The organism is Marinomonas rhodophyticola (assembly GCF_026113935.1).
GTDB lineage: Bacteria > Pseudomonadota > Gammaproteobacteria > Pseudomonadales > Marinomonadaceae > Marinomonas > Marinomonas rhodophyticola.
In genome coordinates, this window is record NZ_JAPEUL010000004.1 from 777162 (window position 1) to 795435 (window position 18274).

The 18274-nt window shown below is 43.7% G+C and carries 15 protein-coding genes and 4 pseudogenes; 11 read left to right on the top strand and 8 right to left on the bottom strand.

Annotated features, from left to right (window positions below; translation table 11 throughout):
- Positions 1 to 114 precede the first annotated feature (114 nt).
- On the top strand, positions 115 to 1353 hold the full coding sequence (locus tag ONZ52_RS04605; RefSeq protein WP_265217546.1) for a diguanylate cyclase: 1239 nt from the start codon (positions 115 to 117) through the stop codon (positions 1351 to 1353).
- 91 nt (positions 1354 to 1444) lie between these two features.
- On the opposite strand, the pseudogene gatB reads toward ONZ52_RS04605, so the two are convergent.
- From gatB to gatC, 3 genes and pseudogenes are all read right to left on the bottom strand, one after another.
- Positions 1445 to 2889: pseudogene (gatB, locus tag ONZ52_RS04610) on the bottom strand (Asp-tRNA(Asn)/Glu-tRNA(Gln) amidotransferase subunit GatB).
- A 2-nt stretch (positions 2890 to 2891) separates the two neighbouring features.
- Positions 2892 to 4354: pseudogene (gene gatA / locus ONZ52_RS04615) on the bottom strand (Asp-tRNA(Asn)/Glu-tRNA(Gln) amidotransferase subunit GatA).
- An 11-nt stretch (positions 4355 to 4365) separates the two neighbouring features.
- Positions 4366 to 4653: an Asp-tRNA(Asn)/Glu-tRNA(Gln) amidotransferase subunit GatC gene (gatC, locus tag ONZ52_RS04620; RefSeq protein WP_111606051.1), complete on the bottom strand. Its 288-nt coding sequence runs from the start codon at positions 4651 to 4653 to the stop codon at positions 4366 to 4368.
- Between the two features lie 236 nt (positions 4654 to 4889).
- On the opposite strand from gatC, the pseudogene ONZ52_RS04625 reads away from it, so the two are divergent.
- The 10 genes and pseudogenes from ONZ52_RS04625 to ONZ52_RS04670 all read left to right on the top strand — a co-directional run bounded on the left by ONZ52_RS04625 (position 4890) and on the right by ONZ52_RS04670 (position 14013).
- A pseudogene (locus ONZ52_RS04625) lies at positions 4890 to 5934 on the top strand (rod shape-determining protein).
- A gap of 67 nt (positions 5935 to 6001) precedes the next feature.
- Entirely contained in the window at positions 6002 to 6787 is a 786-nt protein-coding gene (gene mreC / locus ONZ52_RS04630) for a rod shape-determining protein MreC (protein ID WP_265217547.1), read from the top strand.
- The gene (gene mreD, locus ONZ52_RS04635; RefSeq protein WP_265217548.1) at positions 6784 to 7230 is read left to right on the top strand and encodes a rod shape-determining protein MreD; all 447 of its coding nucleotides are present in this window, start codon (positions 6784 to 6786) and stop codon (positions 7228 to 7230) included. The genes mreC and mreD overlap by 4 nt, the downstream gene beginning before the upstream one ends.
- A 48-nt stretch (positions 7231 to 7278) precedes the next feature.
- A complete protein-coding gene (locus ONZ52_RS04640) occupies positions 7279 to 7887 on the top strand; it encodes a Maf family protein (RefSeq protein ID WP_265217549.1) in 609 nt (202 codons plus the stop codon).
- Positions 7880 to 9334, top strand: coding sequence for a ribonuclease G (rng, locus tag ONZ52_RS04645; protein WP_265217551.1), 1455 nt, complete (start codon positions 7880 to 7882; stop codon positions 9332 to 9334). The genes ONZ52_RS04640 and rng overlap by 8 nt, the downstream gene beginning before the upstream one ends.
- Positions 9335 to 9351: 17 nt before the next feature.
- Positions 9352 to 11223, top strand: coding sequence for a YhdP family phospholipid transporter (locus tag ONZ52_RS04650; RefSeq protein WP_265217552.1), 1872 nt, complete (start codon positions 9352 to 9354; stop codon positions 11221 to 11223).
- Between the two features lie 37 nt (positions 11224 to 11260).
- Positions 11261 to 11593 (top strand): YhdP family protein, encoded by a 333-nt coding sequence (locus ONZ52_RS04655; protein WP_265217553.1) that lies wholly within the window; start codon positions 11261 to 11263, stop codon positions 11591 to 11593.
- A complete protein-coding gene (locus tag ONZ52_RS04660; protein WP_265217554.1) occupies positions 11542 to 12213 on the top strand; it encodes a YhdP family protein in 672 nt (223 codons plus the stop codon). The genes ONZ52_RS04655 and ONZ52_RS04660 overlap by 52 nt, the downstream gene beginning before the upstream one ends.
- Before the next feature lie 16 nt (positions 12214 to 12229).
- Positions 12230 to 13177: a YhdP family protein gene (locus tag ONZ52_RS04665; protein ID WP_265217555.1), complete on the top strand. Its 948-nt coding sequence runs from the start codon at positions 12230 to 12232 to the stop codon at positions 13175 to 13177.
- Positions 13177 to 14013, top strand: coding sequence for a carbon-nitrogen hydrolase family protein (locus ONZ52_RS04670; protein ID WP_265217556.1), 837 nt, complete (start codon positions 13177 to 13179; stop codon positions 14011 to 14013). Before ONZ52_RS04665 ends, ONZ52_RS04670 begins: the two co-directional genes overlap by 1 nt.
- Before the next feature lie 91 nt (positions 14014 to 14104).
- Here ONZ52_RS04670 and yjgA read toward each other — a convergent pair whose 3' ends face one another.
- The 5 genes and pseudogenes from yjgA to ONZ52_RS04695 form a co-directional block, all read right to left on the bottom strand.
- Positions 14105 to 14641: a ribosome biogenesis factor YjgA gene (gene yjgA / locus ONZ52_RS04675; protein ID WP_265217557.1), complete on the bottom strand. Its 537-nt coding sequence runs from the start codon at positions 14639 to 14641 to the stop codon at positions 14105 to 14107.
- Between the two features lie 6 nt (positions 14642 to 14647).
- A complete protein-coding gene (gene mgtE / locus ONZ52_RS04680; RefSeq protein WP_265217558.1) occupies positions 14648 to 16000 on the bottom strand; it encodes a magnesium transporter in 1353 nt (450 codons plus the stop codon).
- 9 nt (positions 16001 to 16009) lie between these two features.
- A complete protein-coding gene (locus ONZ52_RS04685; protein ID WP_265217559.1) occupies positions 16010 to 16279 on the bottom strand; it encodes an HPr family phosphocarrier protein in 270 nt (89 codons plus the stop codon).
- Between the two features lie 9 nt (positions 16280 to 16288).
- Positions 16289 to 16738, bottom strand: a complete 450-nt coding sequence (gene ptsN, locus ONZ52_RS04690; RefSeq protein ID WP_265217560.1) for a PTS IIA-like nitrogen regulatory protein PtsN — start codon at positions 16736 to 16738, stop codon at positions 16289 to 16291.
- Between the two features lie 17 nt (positions 16739 to 16755).
- Positions 16756 to 18229: pseudogene (locus tag ONZ52_RS04695) on the bottom strand (RNA polymerase factor sigma-54).
- Positions 18230 to 18274: the final 45 nt, after the last annotated feature.

An 18274-nucleotide genomic window follows, 5' to 3' on the forward strand; every position in this document is an offset into this window, starting at 1 on the left:
CAAAACAACACTTTGATTAACTATTTTAGAGTATCGCAATCTTGGGTCATAGAGGATAATAAAAAATACACTTGGGCGCGTACAGATATTGTTTTTTAAGGTAGAGTTTTGCAGATGATGGCAGAAAAGAAAATACTAGTAGTCGAAGATAGCCTTATGGTGTCAAAAGTATTGCATCATTTGTTGTCCCAAAACCCTCTTTTTACGCCAGTGTTATGCGCTTGCTATAAAGAAGCGCAGGAAAACTTTACGGGGGTAGAGGACACGTATTTTGCTGCCATCGTTGATCTTAATTTGCCAGATGCCCAAAACGGTGAGATTGTTGATCTTATTTTAGCGAGCAAAGTGCCTTGCATTGTGTTGACAGGCACTTTTGATGATAGCTTGCGGTTGCGGTTACTAAATAAAGGGGTGTTGGATTACGTCACCAAGGATAGTCGTTATTCTTTTGGGCACGTTATCAAGGTAGTGGAGCGACTCAGTAAAAATCAGGGTACTAAGGTCTTGGTAGCAGACGATTCTGCGACTAGCCGTCGTTTTATTAATAGCCTTCTTCAGCAATATCGTTTTAATGTTATTGAGGTTGAAAATGGTCAAGAGGCACTTGCCAAATTAGAAGGAGATCCGAGTATTCGGATGTTGATTACCGATCATAATATGCCATTGGTGAATGGTTATGATTTGGTTCGCATGCTGAGGTACAACTCTCGTTTTCAAGATTTAGTTATTATTGGTTTATCTGCTGAAGGCGATAACACATTGTCAGCTAAATTTATCAAAGCTGGAGCCAATGATTTTCTCAAAAAGCCTTTTTTTCATGAAGAGTTTCATTGTCGTATTGTGCGTAGTTTAGAAGCGCAAGAAATGCTGGAAACCATACGTAATCTAGCGAATGTCGATCCATTAACAAAACTTAAAAACCGGCGTTATTTGTTTGAGCAGGGAGAGCAGCTTATTCGGAACGCCTCAAGCCCTGTTTCGTTGGTTATGATGGATATAGACCACTTTAAAGCGGTTAATGATACATACGGGCATATCGTTGGTGATGACTTGTTAAAGTTTATGGGTCTTGAAATCGCGAGTGCTTTTCCTGATATGCTGGCCTGCCGTTTCGGTGGTGAAGAGTTTTGTTTGATGACCGAAATTGATGCCGGCGAGTTAATGGCTAGATTGAATCGTTTTTTAGAGAGTCTTAGATCTAAGGAGTTTACGGAAGCGAAAATCGCTCTGACTTGTAGTGTTGGGGTTTGTGTACGAGGCTCTGGTTTTTTGGAGGAGTATGTTCGGGTGGCTGACGCGAATCTCTATGAGGCTAAAAGGCAAGGTCGAGACAGGATTGTTTCTGATTTATAGCGGTGATGCTTTGTGAATCGATTAAAAGACAACCCCCATTTATTGAATGATGCAATTACTGGGGGTTGTTGTGTGACAAACGTCTTAGTGGTTAGCCTTTCAGCATTTTTGCTAGGATTGGGTTAACTAAGCCGGGATTTGCTTTGCCTTGTGATGCCTTCATAACTTGTCCAACAAAGAAGCCAATCATCTTTTTCTGCTTGTCTTCGTCAGCGGCTCGATATTGCTCAACTTGAGCAGCATTGGCGTCTAAAATAGTTTGGATCATAGCTTCAATTGCGCCTGTGTCGGTAACTTGTTTCAGGCCTTTTTTGTCGATGATCTCATCGGCAGAGCCTTCGCCATCCCACATGGCTTGCAGTACGTCTTTGGCTGTTTTGCCGTTGATTGTGTTGTCTTTTACACGAACCAACAGTTCGCCAAATGCCTTTGAATCTACGGGGGCGTTTTCAATGTCAATCTGTTCTTGGTTAAGTAGCTTGCTTAGTTCGCCCATTACCCAGTTGGCGGTTAGTTTTGGATCATTAACCGCTTGGTTGGCATTTTCAAAGTAGCTAGCCATGGCTCTAGAAGAGGATAGAACGTTGGCGTCGTACTCGCTGAGTGCGTACTCGCTTTGAAAGCGTGCTGCTTTCTGATTTGGTAGCTCGGGTAGGCTAGCTTTGATGTTGTCAACGTATTCTTGTGTTAATACCACAGGCAGTAAATCTGGGCATGGGAAGTAGCGATAGTCGTTAGCGTCTTCTTTGGAGCGCATACTGCGCGTTTCATTTTTTTCCGGATCGTATAGGCGAGTTTCCTGAATGATGCGACCGCCGTCTTCTAGGATATCGGCTTGGCGTTCAATTTCAGTGTAAATGGCTTTTTCGATAAAGCGGAACGAGTTAACGTTTTTGATTTCGGTGCGAGTGCCATATTCTTTTTGGCCTTTAGGGCGTAAAGAAAGGTTGATGTCACAACGCATAGAACCTTCTGCCATGTTGCCGTCACAAATACCAAGATAGGTGACGATAGAGTGAATCATCTTGACATAAGCAACGGCTTCTTTTGCTGAGCGAATGTCTGGTTCGGATACGATTTCGAGCAAAGGCGTGCTGGAGCGATTTAGATCGATACCTGTCATGCCCTGAAAGTCTTCGTGCAAGGATTTGCCAGCATCTTCTTCTAAATGGGCGCGAGTAATGCCGATGCGTGATGTGGTGCCATCATCTAGCACAACGTCAAGATAGCCTTTTCCAACAATGGGATGATCCATTTGGCTGGTTTGGTAGCCCTTTGGTAGATCTGGGTAGAAATAGTTTTACGAGCAAAAACAGATTTCATACCAATTTCTGCGTTGATGGCGTGGCCAAACATAACTGCCATGCGTAGCGCTTCTTTATTGAACACCGGCAACGCACCTGGCATACCTAGGTCAACAAGGGTTGTTTGTGTGTTTGGCTCCGCGCCAAATCCTACTGCTGCACCAGAGAATAATTTTGATTTTGTAGAGAGCTGAGTATGAATCTCAAGGCCTATAACGACTTCCCAATTCATTGTTATGCTCCTTTTGCCATGTTGGGTGTTTGTAAGTGCCAGTCAGTGTGTTGTTGATACTGATGCGCTACGTTGAGTAGCTTGGCTTCGGCAAAGTAGTTGCCCATGATTTGCAGGCCAACCGGCATGCCATCAGCAAAGCCAGCAGGAACAGACATGGCTGGAATACCAGCAAGATTCACCGACAATGTGTAGATATCTTCTAAATACATGGCAACAGGGTCATTGGTTTTGCTGCCGAGTCCAAATGCAGTAGTGGGTGCGACAGGTCCCATGATCACATCGACTTCTTCAAGGGCTTTAACAAAGTCTTCTTTAATAAGGCGACGAATTTTTTGCGCTTTAAGGTAGTAAGCGTCGTAGTAGCCTTCAGATAGGGCGTAAGTACCAATCATGATGCGTTTCTGAACTTCTGTGCCAAAGCCTTCCGCTCTTGAACGCATATACATATCTAATAAGTCTTTGGGATTGTCGCAGCGATGACCAAATCGTACGCCGTCAAAACGAGATAGGTTGGAAGACGCTTCAGAGGGTGCGATCACGTAGTAAGACGGGATGCTCAACTGTAGATTTGGCAGTGAAATCTCTTTCACTGTAGCGCCGAGTTTTTCAAACTCTTTGACTGCTGACATAATGACATCGGCTACCTTTGGGTCTAAGCCATCGCCAAAGTACTCTTTTGGTAAGCCAATTTTTAAGCCGGTTAATGGTGCATTTAGGTTTGCTAAATAATCGTCGGCTGGTTTATCTGCCGATGTCGAATCTTTTTCGTCGAATCCTGCCATAGCTTGCATTAAGTGTGCGCAATCTTCGGCACTTTTTGCCATTGGGCCACCCTGGTCTAGGCTTGAAGCATAGGCAATCATGCCAAAGCGCGAGACTCTACCATAGGTCGGTTTAAGGCCCGTGATGCCGCAGAATGAAGCGGGTTGTCGGATTGAACCGCCAGTGTCAGTTCCTGTCGCAGCAACCGCTAAACCAGCAGCAACCGCGGCAGCGGAGCCGCCTGATGAACCACCAGGAACCATGTTTAAATTCCAAGGGTTTTTTAACCGCACCGTAAAAACTGTTTTCGTTGGAAGAGTCCCATAGCGAACTCGTCCATATTGGTCTTGCCAAGCATAACTGCGCCAGCTTGTTGGATGCGACTGGTGACTGTTGATTCGTATGGCGGTACAAAGTTATGCAGCATTTTAGAGCCGCACGTCGTTAATGTGCCTTCGGTGCAGAATAGATCTTTATGGGCAACAGGAATGCCTGTAAGGCTTGTGCCTTTTCCGCTTTGAAGTAGGGCATCAGCAGTCGCTGCTTGTTCTAGGGCGCGTTCTTCGCTGACGGTGATGAAGCTGTTTAGTTGTGGATCAAGCTTGGCTATGCGCGCTAAGAAAAGACGGGTCAATTCAACGCTAGAAATGTCTTTGTTGCGTAATTTTTTTGCTAATGTCGCGATGCTTTGTTCGAACATGCTTATCTCTCTTAATCGATCACTTTTGGTACGAGGAAAAGGCCTGCTTCGGCTTGCGGCGCGTTCGCTAGGAATGCGTCACGACGATTTTCCTCGGTGACTACGTCTTCTCTTAATCTTTGAGTCATTTCAAGCGGGTTGGAAAGCGGTTCAACACCATCGGTATTAACAGATTGCATTTGCTCGACAAGCGATAAAACGCTAGACAGAGAATGTTGGTATTGATCGGCGTCTGCCTCAGTAAGGGCGAGGCGAGCCAAGTGTGCAATCTTTTGCACGTCTTGTTTGTCTATGGACATGTTCCACCTGATATTTTGATTATCGTAAATGGCTTTTATTGTATCCCTTAGTTGTAAGGCTATAAAGCTAACAGTGTGAAAAATCTAGCTTATTTTTCATTTATCAAAAAAATTTTAGGAAACAACGAAATACTGGGGAACTTTTTCAACATTTACGCGGAATCAACTTGCCCAATGGTCCCGTGATTGTTACATTTTGACGCTGTTCGTTTCGTATTATCAGGGTGTAAGAATTCATGTTTAAGAAAATCAGGGGAATGTTTTCAAGTGATTTGTCTATTGACTTAGGAACGGCAAATACCCTTATTTACGTTCGTGATCGCGGGATTGTGCTTGATGAGCCATCTGTTGTCGCTATTCGTCACAACGGAAACCAGAAAACAGTGGCGTCTGTTGGTACAGATGCTAAGCGTATGTTGGGTCGTACCCCAGTGCAATATTACGGCTATTCGACCCATGAAAGACGGCGTTATTGCTGACTTTCATGTCACTGAAAAAATGCTACAGTACTTTATTGCGAAAGTTCATGAGAACAGCTGGCTAAAACCGAGTCCGCGCGTTTTGGTTTGTGTGCCATGTAAGTCGACTCAAGTTGAGCGTCGTGCGATCAAAGAATCAGCATTGGGTGCAGGTGCTCGTGAAGTGTATATTATCGAAGAGCCAATGGCGGCGGCTATTGGTGCCGGCCTTCCTGTTGCTGAAGCGTCTGGTTCTATGGTCATTGATATCGGTGGCGGTACCACAGAAATCGCGATCATATCTTTAAACGGTATCGTGACGTCGGAATCTATTCGTGTTGGTGGTGACCGTTTTGATGAAGCGATTGTGACTTACGTTCGTCGTCAATACGGTAGTTTAATCGGTGATGCAACGGCTGAAAGAATTAAGACAGAGATTGGTATGGCTTACCATACTGGTGAAGAGTTGCAGATCGATGTGCGTGGTCGTAATTTAGCTGAGGGTATTCCTCGTTCATTTGTACTCAGTAGCACAGAGATTCTAGAGGCATTACAAGAGCCACTGGCACAAATTGTTCAGGCTATTAAAGGTGTTCTTGAGCAATCTCCACCAGAATTGGCTGCTGATATCGGCGAAACGGGATTAGTACTTACCGGTGGTGGCGCTTTGTTGCGTGAGATAGATCGCTTAATCAGTGAAGAAACAGGTTTGCCTGTTATTATTGCTGATGATCCACTGACTTGCGTTGCTCGTGGTGGTGGTATGGCTTTAGAGTTAATGGATAAGCATGCGTCTGAATTGTTTACTGTTGATAACGAGTAAAAGTTAGGAGCGTCCCATTAACAATTCGCTTCTTTTTAGCGGTAAGGTATCCAGTGCACGTTTTCTTGTGTTGGTATTTTTGTCTGCTGCAATGATTGTCGCCGATGTTCGTTATTCTGTTTTTTCGCAAGTAAGGCCATATTTGACCTTGCTTGTAACACCGATTCAGGTGGTGGTTAATACGCCGCAAAAAATGTTTAATTGGGCGGGTGAGCACCTTGCCAGCCGCGAAGGATTGGTTAAGGAAAATCAGTCTTTGCAAGCTGAAATATTGTTATTGCGTAGTCGTCAGCAACGTCTTGATTCGCTTCAGGCCGAAAACGTTCGATTGCGAGAATTATTGGACGCCTCTCAACGTGTTGATGAAAAAATCGTCATGGCAGAAGTGATTGGTTTTGATCAGAATGCTTACAGCCATCGCTTGATGATTGATAAAGGCTTTTCTTCTGGCGCTTATGTGGGACAGCCTGTTTTAGATGCTACTGGCGTGCTTGGGCAGGTCGTTGAAACGGCGGCATACAGTAGTCGAGTATTGCTGATTGCTGATGCGAGCCATTTTGTTCCTGTGCAATTATCTCGAACTGGTTTTAGGGGGATTTTGCGGGGAACAGGGGATTTGAAGCGTATGGAGTTAATGAGTGTTCCTCGATCCGTGGATATCAAAAAGGGCGACATTTTGACAACGTCGGGTTTGGATAAGCGTTTTCCTAGTGGCTACCCAGTTGGTGTGGTACGAAGTGTAAAATACACCCAAGGAAAAGCTTATGCGGATGTTGATGTGGTTCCTTTGGCTCAGTTAGGTCGTAGTCGCCACGTAATGCTGATTGAAAAACCCGAGGCTGAGCGAGAATGAAGCCAATTTTTGTTTTTTGTATCACGCTATTAACCGCTTTAATGCTTGAAGCTGTGCCTTTTCCTGAGCAATTTGTTTGGTTCCGTCCAGAGTGGGCTTTGCTGGTCATACTGTATTGGGTGATCGCTTTGCCATTTCGAGTGGGAGTCGGTTTAGCTTGGTTCTTAGGGTTGATGGTGGATTTATTGCAAGGTGGCATAATAGGTCAACATTCCCTAACTTATGTCATCATTGCTTATACCTGTGCTGTTTTTTACAAGCGTTTAAGAATGTATCACCGCTGGCAGCAAGGTTTTTTTATCTGTATGTTGGTCAGTATTAATCAGTTACTGGATTTCTGGATTGATCATTATCTTGGGTATGCAGAAGCCCACCTTGATGATTTTTATGCCAGCGGTTATTACTGGTTTGTTGTGGCCTTGGTCATTTATTATTTTGCGTAGCGTGCGACGCATTTATGCTATCCGTTAGGCTGTTTTTAGGAAGAGTTTATGCTTGTTTTGGCTTCCGCTTCGCCGAGAAGGAAAGAGCTGCTTAGTCTCTTGGTGAAGGAATTTGAGGTTCTGCCTGCCGATATTGATGAGACACCACATCATCAAGAAGCAGCAAAAGATTATGTCGTTCGTATGGCGGTTGAGAAAGCCAAGGCAGCCATTAATAAATATAAAGTGCAACCGGATGCTGATTCCTCTGCTATTATTATGTCATCCGATACGAGTGTTGTGATTGATGGGGACATTTTAGGTAAACCGGCTTCTCTTGACGACTCACATTCTATGCTTAGACGGCTTTCTGGTCGTTCCCACCAAGTAATTACTTCTCTTTGTCTTAGTGATCTTAGATTCGACCATGTCATAACAAAGTGCATTGTAAATGATGTATCGTTTCGTGACATTTCCGATGTTGAAATAGAACAGTATTGGAAAACAGGTGAGCCACATGACAAAGCGGGGTCTTATGCCATTCAGGGATTAGGTGCTGTTTTTGTTCGTTCAATGTCTGGTTCATATTCGGCGATTGTGGGTTTGCCTTTGTATGAGGCGGCACTGATGTTGGCTCAATTTGGAATTCATCCATTAGAGGGATTATCCCATGAGTGAAGATGTACTCATAAATGTGACTCCGATGGAGATACGTGTTGCCTTGGTTGAGAACGGTGTGTTGCAAGAGGTTTACATTGAGCGCTCTAGTCGTAAAGGCATTGTAGGTAATATTTATCAAGGAAAAGTGGTTCGAGTGCTTCCGGGTATGCAGGCAGCTTTTGTCGACATAGGTTTAGAACGTGCGGCTTTTATTCATGTTTCAGAAGTAGCAGATCGCGATGCTGTTAACCCAAGTGATCAAATTGGTGATTACTTGCGTGAAGGGCAATCATTAGTGGTGCAGGTAACGAAAGATCCGATTAGTACAAAAGGGGCGCGTTTGACAACGCATCTTTCTATTCCTTCTCGTTATCTCGTTTACATGCCAGACCAATCTCATGTGGGTGTAAGCCAAAGAATCGAAAATGAAGCTGAGCGTGAGCGTCTTAAGTCACTGGTTTCTGAAGCCTTGACCGATGCTGATGAAAACAGCGGCTATATATTACGAACAGCGGCTGAAAGAGCAGGTGAAGAGGAGATATTGGCTGATATTAAATTTCTCACTCGACTATGGCAGTCTGTGAAACGTCGTATGCAGCATGCAAAAGCTCCTTCTATTATTTATGAAGATCTCCCTTTGCATTTGCGTACTATGCGTGATTTGGTGGGGTTGTCGACAGAGAAAATTCGCATCGATTCCAAAGAAAACTATGCCAAATTGCGTTCCTTTGCTGAAGACTTTATTCCTGAGTTGCGAGATCGTATAGAGTATTACCCGGGTGAGCGTCCGATTTTTGATCTGTATAGTGTTGAAGATGAAATTCAAAAAGCGCTAGATAGAAAGGTGCAATTGAAGTCGGGTGGGTATTTATTGGTTGAACAAACTGAATCAATGACAACCATTGATGTAAATACAGGCGCTTTTGTGGGCAGTCGGAATCTTGAGGAGACTATCTACAAGACGAATCTTGAGGCAGCAACCGCTATTGGTCGACAACTGAGATTGAGAAATCTTGGTGGCATTATTATTATCGATTTCATTGATATGGAAGATGAAGAGCACAAACGTCAAGTGCTTAGAATGCTTGAAAAAATATTGGATGCAGATCACGCTAAAACCAAAATTACCGGTGTTTCTGAGTTGGGTTTGGTGGAAATGACAAGGAAGAGAACACGAGAAAGTCTTGGGCAAACGCTTTGTGAGCCTTGTCGTTCTTGTCGTGGTAGTGGTTTGGTAAAAACACCAGAAACAGTGTGTTATGAAGTGTTTCGAGAGATTTTAAGGGCGGATCGTGCTTATAATTCTCAAACTTATACGGTCTTGGCGGCCAGTCCTGTTGTCGAACGTTTTCTTGATGAAGAAAGTGCGGCGGTCGCAGAGTTAGAGGCGTTTATTGGCAAGACAATTCGCTTTCAAGTGGACTCTATTTATACACAAGATCAATATGATGTGGTTCTGCGTTAGCAGTAAAAGGTCTTAATATGCGTTGGCTATTGCGTAAACTGATCTTGGTGTTTTTTTGGGGTGGGGTGGCTTTTATAGCCCTGCTTGCGGTATTTGCTGTTAGCGTTGAGAGATTGCTTCCCTATTTAGATCATTATCGGCCTCAAATAGAGCGTAACCTTCAGCAAATCACAGGGTACCCCGTTTCTTTAGAGCAAATAGATGGGCGTTTAGAGGGGATTGATCCGACCGTTTCTGTGAGTGGCTTTGATTTGTTTGTCAATGGGCAGCCTGCCATTACGATAGATGAAATGCGTGTTCGCTTGGACATTGTCCAGACCATTTTGAGTTTGAGTCCTCAGTTTACCTATATTCGATTTGTGCGTCCCTCTATTCTGTTGCAAGAAAGTGAGGGGCAGTGGCGCTTAAATGGTGCGATGCCATCTCGTGACATGCAAAATGATGTTGGGGTTGAGCGAGTGTTAGATTATCTTGCCGCGCAGCGTAATTTTTCTGTTTTCGATGCAAAACTCCATATTACTAGTGAGCAGCTGGGTGAGCATTCTGTCAAAATTCCTCATGTGTATCTTTTTAAACAAGCTTTTAAATCGTTATTGAGCGCTAATTTTTATCTGGATGACAATTTATCACCATTTCAGATGAGTGCGCGTATCGATGAGACTCGTAGTTTGTTGGGTAATTACCGAGTAAAGGCCTTTCTCCGAGCACCTCAAGTTACATTGCCGTTGCAAAACATGTTACCAGCGGAGGCGTATTCATTGTCGTCTGTTGAGCTTGGGGGCGATGTTTGGCTAGATGTGCTGATTGGTAAAGAGCTTGAGGTCCGCGCGGAGTCTGTTCAGCTTAACGTCGCATTTGATGATGGTCAGCAATACAAAATCACCCCTTCTCTTCGCCTTCATTACTCTTTAACGCAGCCTAGCCTTCGTGTGGATGCGCATAATATGTTGGTTGTAGATCAAGATGGGCGATCTTACCCTTCAACCGATATGGCTTTCGATTGGTCTTCTGTGACTGATCGGTCAAACCTAGCGTTTAACCAGGTCGATATTGCTTTGGCGCAACAGATTTCTAGGTATTTTTTGCCTGAAAAATCGGATGCTGCTCAAATATTAGCGGGGTTGAATCCTACTGGATTGGCTCAGAATGGTTCTGTTCGTTTGTGGCGTGAAAACGATGATTTGGCTTTTCAATTTTTAAGTAATTTGCGTTCAGCCTCTGTGCAAAGTTATAACGGTATCCCTAAAGCAAGCAATATTAATGCTGTTTTTAGTTTGTCTGAGGATAGTGGTTATATTGATTTTCGTGGACGTAACAGTGATATCGCTTTTGATACGCTGTATGAGGAGTCTTGGTCTGCTGATTTTTTATCGGGTTATGTCAGTTGGCAAAAAGTTTCAGATGCTTTTTTGATAAGTGGTCGAGACTTACTGGTTCAGCGTAATAATGCGGATATTCAAGGAGGGTTTAGATTAGAGATTCGTGAAGCAGAGCCTGATTGGATAGCGTTGGATTTGCATGGTCGCAATTTGTCTGTTGCCGATCGTTTAACTTATCTTCCGCCAACGGCGCTTAGTCCAGATGTGATGACTTGGATAAAAGAAGCATTTACAGATACTGGTAAAGTAGAGACTGTAGATGTTTTGGTGCAAAGTGAGTTGTCGGATGGGGCTGTGCCTCATGTTCGAGTTCAGTTGGCGGTAAGTGATGCTAGCGTAACATTTGATCCTAATTGGCCGACAGCAAACAAAGTGAATGGCTTTTTTGAGTTTGATGGGGCGGGTGTAAGCGTCGAAGTCGCATCGGGTTATATGCTGGATTTGCCGATTAGTAATTTGTTATTGACGGTTCCTATCTCAAAGGGACTCTGCAGATTGGTTAAACCTTAAAGGTGAGGTCAGTGACAGCGCTCCATTGATTTTAGCGATGCTGAAGGCTACTCCTCTGGCTGATTCTGTATTACAGCCTTTTTCGAATTGGCAGTTAGAGGGGAATGTGGCGGGACGTTTCGATATTGCTGTTCCATTCAAAGAGGGAGTTGATCCTAAGGTGCAATTGAGTTTGGATTTTAAGGACAATCCTTTGCTTATTAGCGATATTGATCTTTCCACACGGGTTAAATTAGGGCGTTTGAATTACAGTTCCGATCTTGGTGTAACGGGTTCTGAATTTGATGTAGAAGCGTTAGGGGGAGGTCGCATCTTTCCTTGTCATCTGAAGCAACGCCAAGTGGTGGACTCGCAGTTAATGGTGATATAGCAGGCAATGTGGATATTAAAAAAGTCGCTGCTTGGCATAAATTGCCTGTTGCCTTGAGTAACAAAGTATCAGGCAACGCCGCCTACTCTGGTGCGCTATCTGTCAATAAATCTCAAGATGGGCAGGTTGATTTAACCATTAACAGTAATTTACAGGGTATAAAAATAGATTTGCCTGAACCGATTGGTAAAAAAATTGGGGAGGCTGAGTCTTTGCAACTTAAGGTGATGCAGCACGAAAAAGATTTGGTTGTTGATGTTGATTACTCTACCTTAGTAGAAGCAAGGCTGTTGTTGCAAAACGGTAATGAATTCGTTGGTGGGGAGGTGCTGTTAAATGCAAATCAAAATCAGGCTTTGAGCTCGCAGATCCCAAAAGGCCTAGTGTTGTCTGGTGGTGTTGACCGCTTTTATGTTAAAGATTGGCAGTCTTTGTTTAGTGATTTGTCAGCAGAATCAGCACCGTCTGTCGAGACGGTTGATATCCCTGAGATTCCTAAGTGGTTGAGTAGGGTTGATTTGATTGTGGACGATGTCATTGTTGACGACAATAACACATGGCATAACTTCAAGATTGCCTATGATGTTGCGACAAATAGGTCACTTTTTGTGAGCCTCTGACGAGATGAATTTTTCTTTGCTGGATGATAATGGGACACCTAATTTGCATTTTGGTTTTTTAAGTTGGAATACGGCAACTTCTGATTCTAATGCTTCGGTAGCGAAGGGAGCACCTATATCGGCAAAGCAAATTCCTAATATGATGCTGTCGATTGATCAGTTGTATTTGAATGAAAGCCCTTATGGTGATTGGCAGTTGGCTATTTCTCGCAATGGAGATGTTGTACGTATTGATCCTATCTCCTCACAATTGCAGACAGGTGACTTCAAAGGTAGTCTGATATGGCAAGACAAAGGTAAAGATTCTCGTGTTGAATTAGTCATTGCGGCGAATGGTGCCGATTTGGCTGAATTGACAAGAAAATTTTCCAACGAGGCTATTGTGTCTTCGAAAAAATACAGTATTGATGTTGGTTTGAATTGGGATGGTCATCCTTTCTACTTTGATCGTAAGTCGGTTTCTGGGCGTATTGCTTTTTCGGCTGAGAATGGAAATTTCAGTAAAGTAGATGAGTTGCCAGCGTTTCTTAAAGCGTTAGGTATCTTTAATATTGGAGCGTTAAGTCGACGTCTGCTGTTAGATTTTTCCGATGTGTATGAACCTGGTTTGACTTATGACCAGTTTAAAGGAACACTTTCCTTAGAAAGAGGGCTTCTTAAAACCACTTCACCGATCTCGATTGTCTCACCTACGGCAGAATTATCTATAGAGGGAGAGGCTGATATTGTTAATGAAACCTTGAACGAAAGGCTTACGGCTACTTTTCCGATATCCGGAACCTTGCCTTTGGCTGGTTTATTATGGGGGACACCACAATTAGCGGGTTTGTTATTTATAACGGACAAACTCATAGGTGACCAACTTTCAAAGGTGACCAGTGTGCAATATAAGGTAGAAGGCTCTTTTAATGATCCGGTGATGACTCCGATTCGTTATCGCCCCCTAGAGAAAAAAGCAAAATAATGACTACTACCTTAACTGTTGCTGCTATTCAGCTAACCAGTACCAATTGTTGGCAAGACAACTTGAATCAGGTGAAGCAGCTAGTGGCGGCAGCAGTAAATGATGGTGCTCGTCTTGTTGTGCTGCCTGAAAATGTTTTCTTGTTTAATGGTAAAGGAATGCGGGATTTAGCCGAATCACCTGATCAAGCAGCATTATTTGAAGAGATGCGTGGCCTGGCAATAAAGCATGCTATTTATCTTGTTGTTGGTTCCCATCCATCCTTACTAAGGCCAAATGGTGACAAAGTGAGTGATCGACGAGTCCGGCAAACCTGTTGGGTGATTCGTCCAGACGGTTGCTTACTGGAACGTTATGACAAGATTCATTTATTTGATGTGACAGTCAATGATAAGGCGGCGTCCTATAAAGAATCCGATGTCATTGGCCTCGGAGAGCTTGCTTTAAAAGTGGTTGAAGTGGATGGTTTCAAAGTGGGTTTGAGTATCTGCTACGATTTGCGCTTTCCTGAGCTTTATCGGGCGCTGGTTACATTGGGTGCGGAGATATTGCTGGTTCCAGCGGCATTTACTTATGTTACTGGCAAGGCGCATTGGAGTATTTTATTGGCTGCGAGGGCCATAGAGAATCAGTGTTATGTTCTGGGTGTAGGGCAGTGTGGTTGGCATAATGAGACGCGACAAACTTATGGAAACAGTGCACTGTATTCCCCTTGGGGGGAGTGTTTAGCCAATTTGGGTGAAGCGCCGAGTTATTTTGTTTTTGCTGTAGACAAACAGCAGATTAGCGAAAGTAGACAAAAAATGCCTTGTTTCTCTCATCGAAGGCTGATCTAAGTTAAAATAACTGGCTAAAGTAAAAAGCCCCATTTTCCAAGCCTTCATTGTAGGCCTGGATATTGGGGCTTTTTACTATCTTTGTGCGACCTTACTCTTTTAGACCAAGGCGTTTTTCTTCTGTTTCTCGCAAGAAGCGGAAAAGTTTTTTGCGGTTTGAGGTGTTGCCTTCTTGCGAAACTTCTTTTTGAGACTGGCGGATTAACTGTCTTAGTAATTGGATGTCTTCAATTTGAGGGTTTTCCTCTAAATACTCTGACAATGCTTCTTTGCTGTTTTCCCCAATAAGTAGATCTCTACGAATTTCAAGCTGATGAAACAGCTTATTGTAAGCAGCAGAAGTGGAGTCGAACATTGCTACACGGTGCGCAATGGCTTCGTGGTCTTCCGTGCGCATAATTTTACCAATGTACTGTAAGTGTCTTCTCATGGCCTCATGTTGCTTTATTCTGCCTGCTTCGACAAAGGCTTCGCGTAATGTGTCAGACATTTCCACTTTTTTAAGCTGATTTTTGCTAAGGCCTAATAATTTTTTTCCAAGATCTTGCAGGGCTTCCATTTCACGCTTGATCTGGGTTTTGCTCTTAGGAATGTCGTCGTCGTTTTCAAATTGATCAAAGTCTGTCATGGGAACCTATATTAGAAAAATAGTAGCAAGACCAAGGAAGGATAAAAATCCCACCACATCGGTCACGGTAGTCAAAATTACGCTGCCAGCTAGGGCTGGATCTATGCCTATTCTTTTTAACAAAATCGGCAGAAGTGTACCAGTGGCTGCTGCAAATAGCAGGTTTATTACGATAGCGCCCGCTATGATATAGGCAATCTTGATGTTGTCAAACCAAAGCGCAGTCAGGATGGCAATAACGGTAGACCACAGTAAGCCGTTGAGTAGGCCTACGATCAGTTCTCTATTCAGTAGCCAGCGCGTATTTGTTGCGCCAATTTGGTTTAGGGCAATCCCGCGAATCACCAAGGTAAGTACCTGGGAGCCTGCAATACCGCCCATGCTAGCGACTATTGGCATTAGAATGGCTAGCGCAACGACTTGGTCAAGCGTGGCTTGAAACAGCCCAATGACGTAAGAAGCAATAAACGCAGTGATGAGATTGATGCCTAGCCAGACTGCTCGCCGTTTTGTGGTTTTCATAATCGGTGAGAAGGTGTCTTCATCGTCATCAAGGCCTGCCATGCTTAGCATAGAGTGCTCAGCTTCATCCCGAATGACATCCACAACATCATCGATGGTGATGCGCCCCAAAAGTTTTTTGGTATTGCTATCAATAACAGGGGCTGAGACTAGGTCCATTTTTTCAAACAGTTGTGCTACTTCACTGGCGGGCGTTTCAGCTACGATGACAGTAAACTCTGTTTCCATAATGTCACGTATTGTGGCATTGAGGTCAGAGACCAATAGTTTGGTCAAAGGTAAGGTGCCAAGCAATCGATCAGATCGACTGACAACCAGTAAGCTGTCAGTCATGTCCGGTAGGGAGGCGTGTCTGCGTAAGTATCGAAAAGCGATATCCACGGTTATATTGGGACGGATAGTGATTGTGTCCGTATTCATTAAGCCACCGGCAGAGTCTTCCGAATAGCTTAATAATCCTTCGACTCTCGTCCTGTCTTGTATTGACATGGACGCGAGAACTTCTTTTACAATTTTTTCTGGTAAGTGTTGCAGTAAGTCTGCAAGGTCATCACTTTCAAAATGCTCGGATACTGCGATAAGTCGCTCTGTATCCATGTTTTTCATGAACTGTATGCCAATATCTTCGCTTAGATACTGTAATACTTCGCCTTCGTTTTTTGCTTCGACTAATTCCCACAAAAGCTTACGTTCTTTTGGTGGGGAGGACTCTAATAGCCTTGCCACATCTTGTGCGGGTAATGCGCCATTAAGCAAATAACGAATCTGCATGGTCTCACCCGATTCGAGAGATTCGGTTACTGTTTGCAGATGATTAAGCGTATTTTGTTCTGACATAGAAGAGTGTTACTCGTCTTCACCAAAGCGGTTATTAATCAGTTCAACAATGGCTTTAACGGCGTCGCTTTCATCTTCACCATTGGCTTTTATACGAATTTCTGTTCCTTTCCCTGCAGCTAGCATCATCATGGCCATAATGCTTTTTCCGTCAACATTTCGGCCATCTTTTTCTATGGTGATATCACACGAGAAACGAGTAGTCGTTTCAATCAGCTTGCCTGCAGCACGAGCATGCAGGCCAAGCTTATTGATAATGGTAATGGACTCTTCCTGCATGTACTTTTCCTATATTAATGAATCGAAGATAGTGAATAGGTCTTGATTAGTTTTTGCTGTGCGTAGTTTGTCTAATGATTCTGGTGACTGAGCTAACTCTGCGATTTGAGCTAAAGTCGCAAGGTGTTGATCGCACTCGTGAGGTGGAACAATAAGGGCAAATATAAGATCCACCGCTCTCTTATCTATAGAATCAAAGTCGATAGGTGTGTCTAGAGACATAACGACGATGGCGGTATGGTTTGCTGACTCTAGTCGACAATGAGGGATGGCAATGCCATTGCCTATTCCTGTGCTACCGAGTTTTTCACGGCCCAGCAGCGCGTCATATACCGCTTCGTTATCGCAGTGTAAGCGATTTGAAGCGACTTCAGCGATACTTTCAAGGACGCGCTTTTTACTAACAATATCTTGTTTTGCGAGAACGAGTTCCGCTTTTAATAATGATTTCAAGGACATGATAAAATGTTTTCCGTTTAGATCAGTCGTTTGCGTTCATTGGAGGGAGGGATATTCATCGCCTCACGGTATTTGGCAACAGTCCGTCTTGCGACTTGGATGCCTTGTTCGGCCAAAATAGCCGCTAGTTTATTGTCACTCAGTGGTTTTTTGGCTGGTTCGTCTGCCACTAGCTTTTTAATCATAGCTCGTATGGCTGTAGAAGAACATTCCCCGCCCGCGGCTGTGTTTACGTGGCTTGAGAAAAAATACTTGAGCTCAAAAATGCCTTTAGGGGTATGCATATATTTCTGCGTTGTCACCCTTGATATTGTGGATTCGTGCATGCCTACTTCTTCAGCAACATCATGAAGAACCATAGGTTTCATGGCTTCCTCACCGAGCTCAAAAAAATCGATTTGTCGACTGACAATACAGCTTGCTACTTTAAGAAGCGTCTCATTTCGGCTTTGCAGGCTTTTCATAAACCACTTAGCTTCTTGAAGCGACGTTTTAATGTAAGTTGCGTCTTCTGCTGTCGCAGCGGTGCTTGCCATAGCCGAGTAGGTTTCGTTGATTTTTATTGGTGGTAGCGCTTCATTATTCAACTCTACCTGCCAAACGTCATGACGCTTTTTCACCGATACGTCAGGAATAACATAATCAGTGTCATCCGCATCTATGACAGAGCCGGGGCGAGGGTTGAGTTGCTGTATAAGATCGATAACCTCTTTTAGGGCTTCATCTTTTAACTTAGTCTTACGGCTTAGTTGTGCAAAGTCTCGATTGCCTAACAAGGGTAAATAGTGATCAATAATGTTGTGGGTGCTTTTATAAAGTGGGTGGTTACTAAATGCCTCAAGTTGCACTAATAAACAATCACGCAAGTCAATTGAGCAAACACCAACAGGGTCAAAGCGCTGCAATCTATGCTGCACAGCAATGACTTCTTCTATGTCTAGATCTTCTAGTTCAGCGGCCAGTGATTCGCATATTTCATCTGGAGATATGCTTAAATAACCATCAGGCTGCACGCATTCAATGATGGCATAGGCAATCTCTATGTCTCTATCAGACATATGAGTCAGGTTTAATTGCCATATTAAATGATCTTGGATGCTTTCTGCAGGCGCATTGCGACTTTCGAAGTCGCCATCACCTTCATAGTTATTATGGTCGCTAACAGCAGCGGAACTCTGGTAGGTGTCATCCCAATTACTGTCGATTGACAGTTCTTCAGGGATGCTTTCAGTCCATTCTGACTCTACGCGAGCTTCTTCACTATTGTGATCTACTGTTTGGTCGGTTGCACTTTTTGCTTCAATGCTGGCCGGAATGTCGATGTGCATTTGCTCATCATCGTCGAGCCTCAAGAAGTGGATTAGACTCAAGAAATTCGTGTATTTCTTGTTTTAAATCCAACGTAGAAAGCTGCAGCAAGCGAATGGCCTGTTGCAGTTGCGGTGTCATGGTCAGCTGTTGACCGAGCTTTAATTGTAAAGACTGCTTCATAGAGCAACTCTTTCAGTTTGAGTGAATTGGAACGAGTTATGCATA

Coding starts and splice junctions, on each gene's coding strand:
- ONZ52_RS04655 (WP_265217553.1), top strand. CDS start 11,261: ATGCTGAAGGCTACTCCTCTGGCTGATTCTGTATTACAGCCTTTTTCG.
- ONZ52_RS04605 (WP_265217546.1), top strand. CDS start 115: ATGATGGCAGAAAAGAAAATACTAGTAGTCGAAGATAGCCTTATGGTG.
- rng (WP_265217551.1), top strand. CDS start 7,880: ATGAGTGAAGATGTACTCATAAATGTGACTCCGATGGAGATACGTGTT.
- ONZ52_RS04640 (WP_265217549.1), top strand. CDS start 7,279: ATGCTTGTTTTGGCTTCCGCTTCGCCGAGAAGGAAAGAGCTGCTTAGT.
- mgtE (WP_265217558.1), bottom strand. CDS start 16,000: ATGTCAGAACAAAATACGCTTAATCATCTGCAAACAGTAACCGAATCT.
- yjgA (WP_265217557.1), bottom strand. CDS start 14,641: ATGACAGACTTTGATCAATTTGAAAACGACGACGACATTCCTAAGAGC.
- ONZ52_RS04650 (WP_265217552.1), top strand. CDS start 9,352: ATGCGTTGGCTATTGCGTAAACTGATCTTGGTGTTTTTTTGGGGTGGG.
- mreD (WP_265217548.1), top strand. CDS start 6,784: ATGAAGCCAATTTTTGTTTTTTGTATCACGCTATTAACCGCTTTAATG.
- gatC (WP_111606051.1), bottom strand. CDS start 4,653: ATGTCCATAGACAAACAAGACGTGCAAAAGATTGCACACTTGGCTCGC.
- ptsN (WP_265217560.1), bottom strand. CDS start 16,738: ATGTCCTTGAAATCATTATTAAAAGCGGAACTCGTTCTCGCAAAACAA.
- ONZ52_RS04685 (WP_265217559.1), bottom strand. CDS start 16,279: ATGCAGGAAGAGTCCATTACCATTATCAATAAGCTTGGCCTGCATGCT.
- ONZ52_RS04670 (WP_265217556.1), top strand. CDS start 13,177: ATGACTACTACCTTAACTGTTGCTGCTATTCAGCTAACCAGTACCAAT.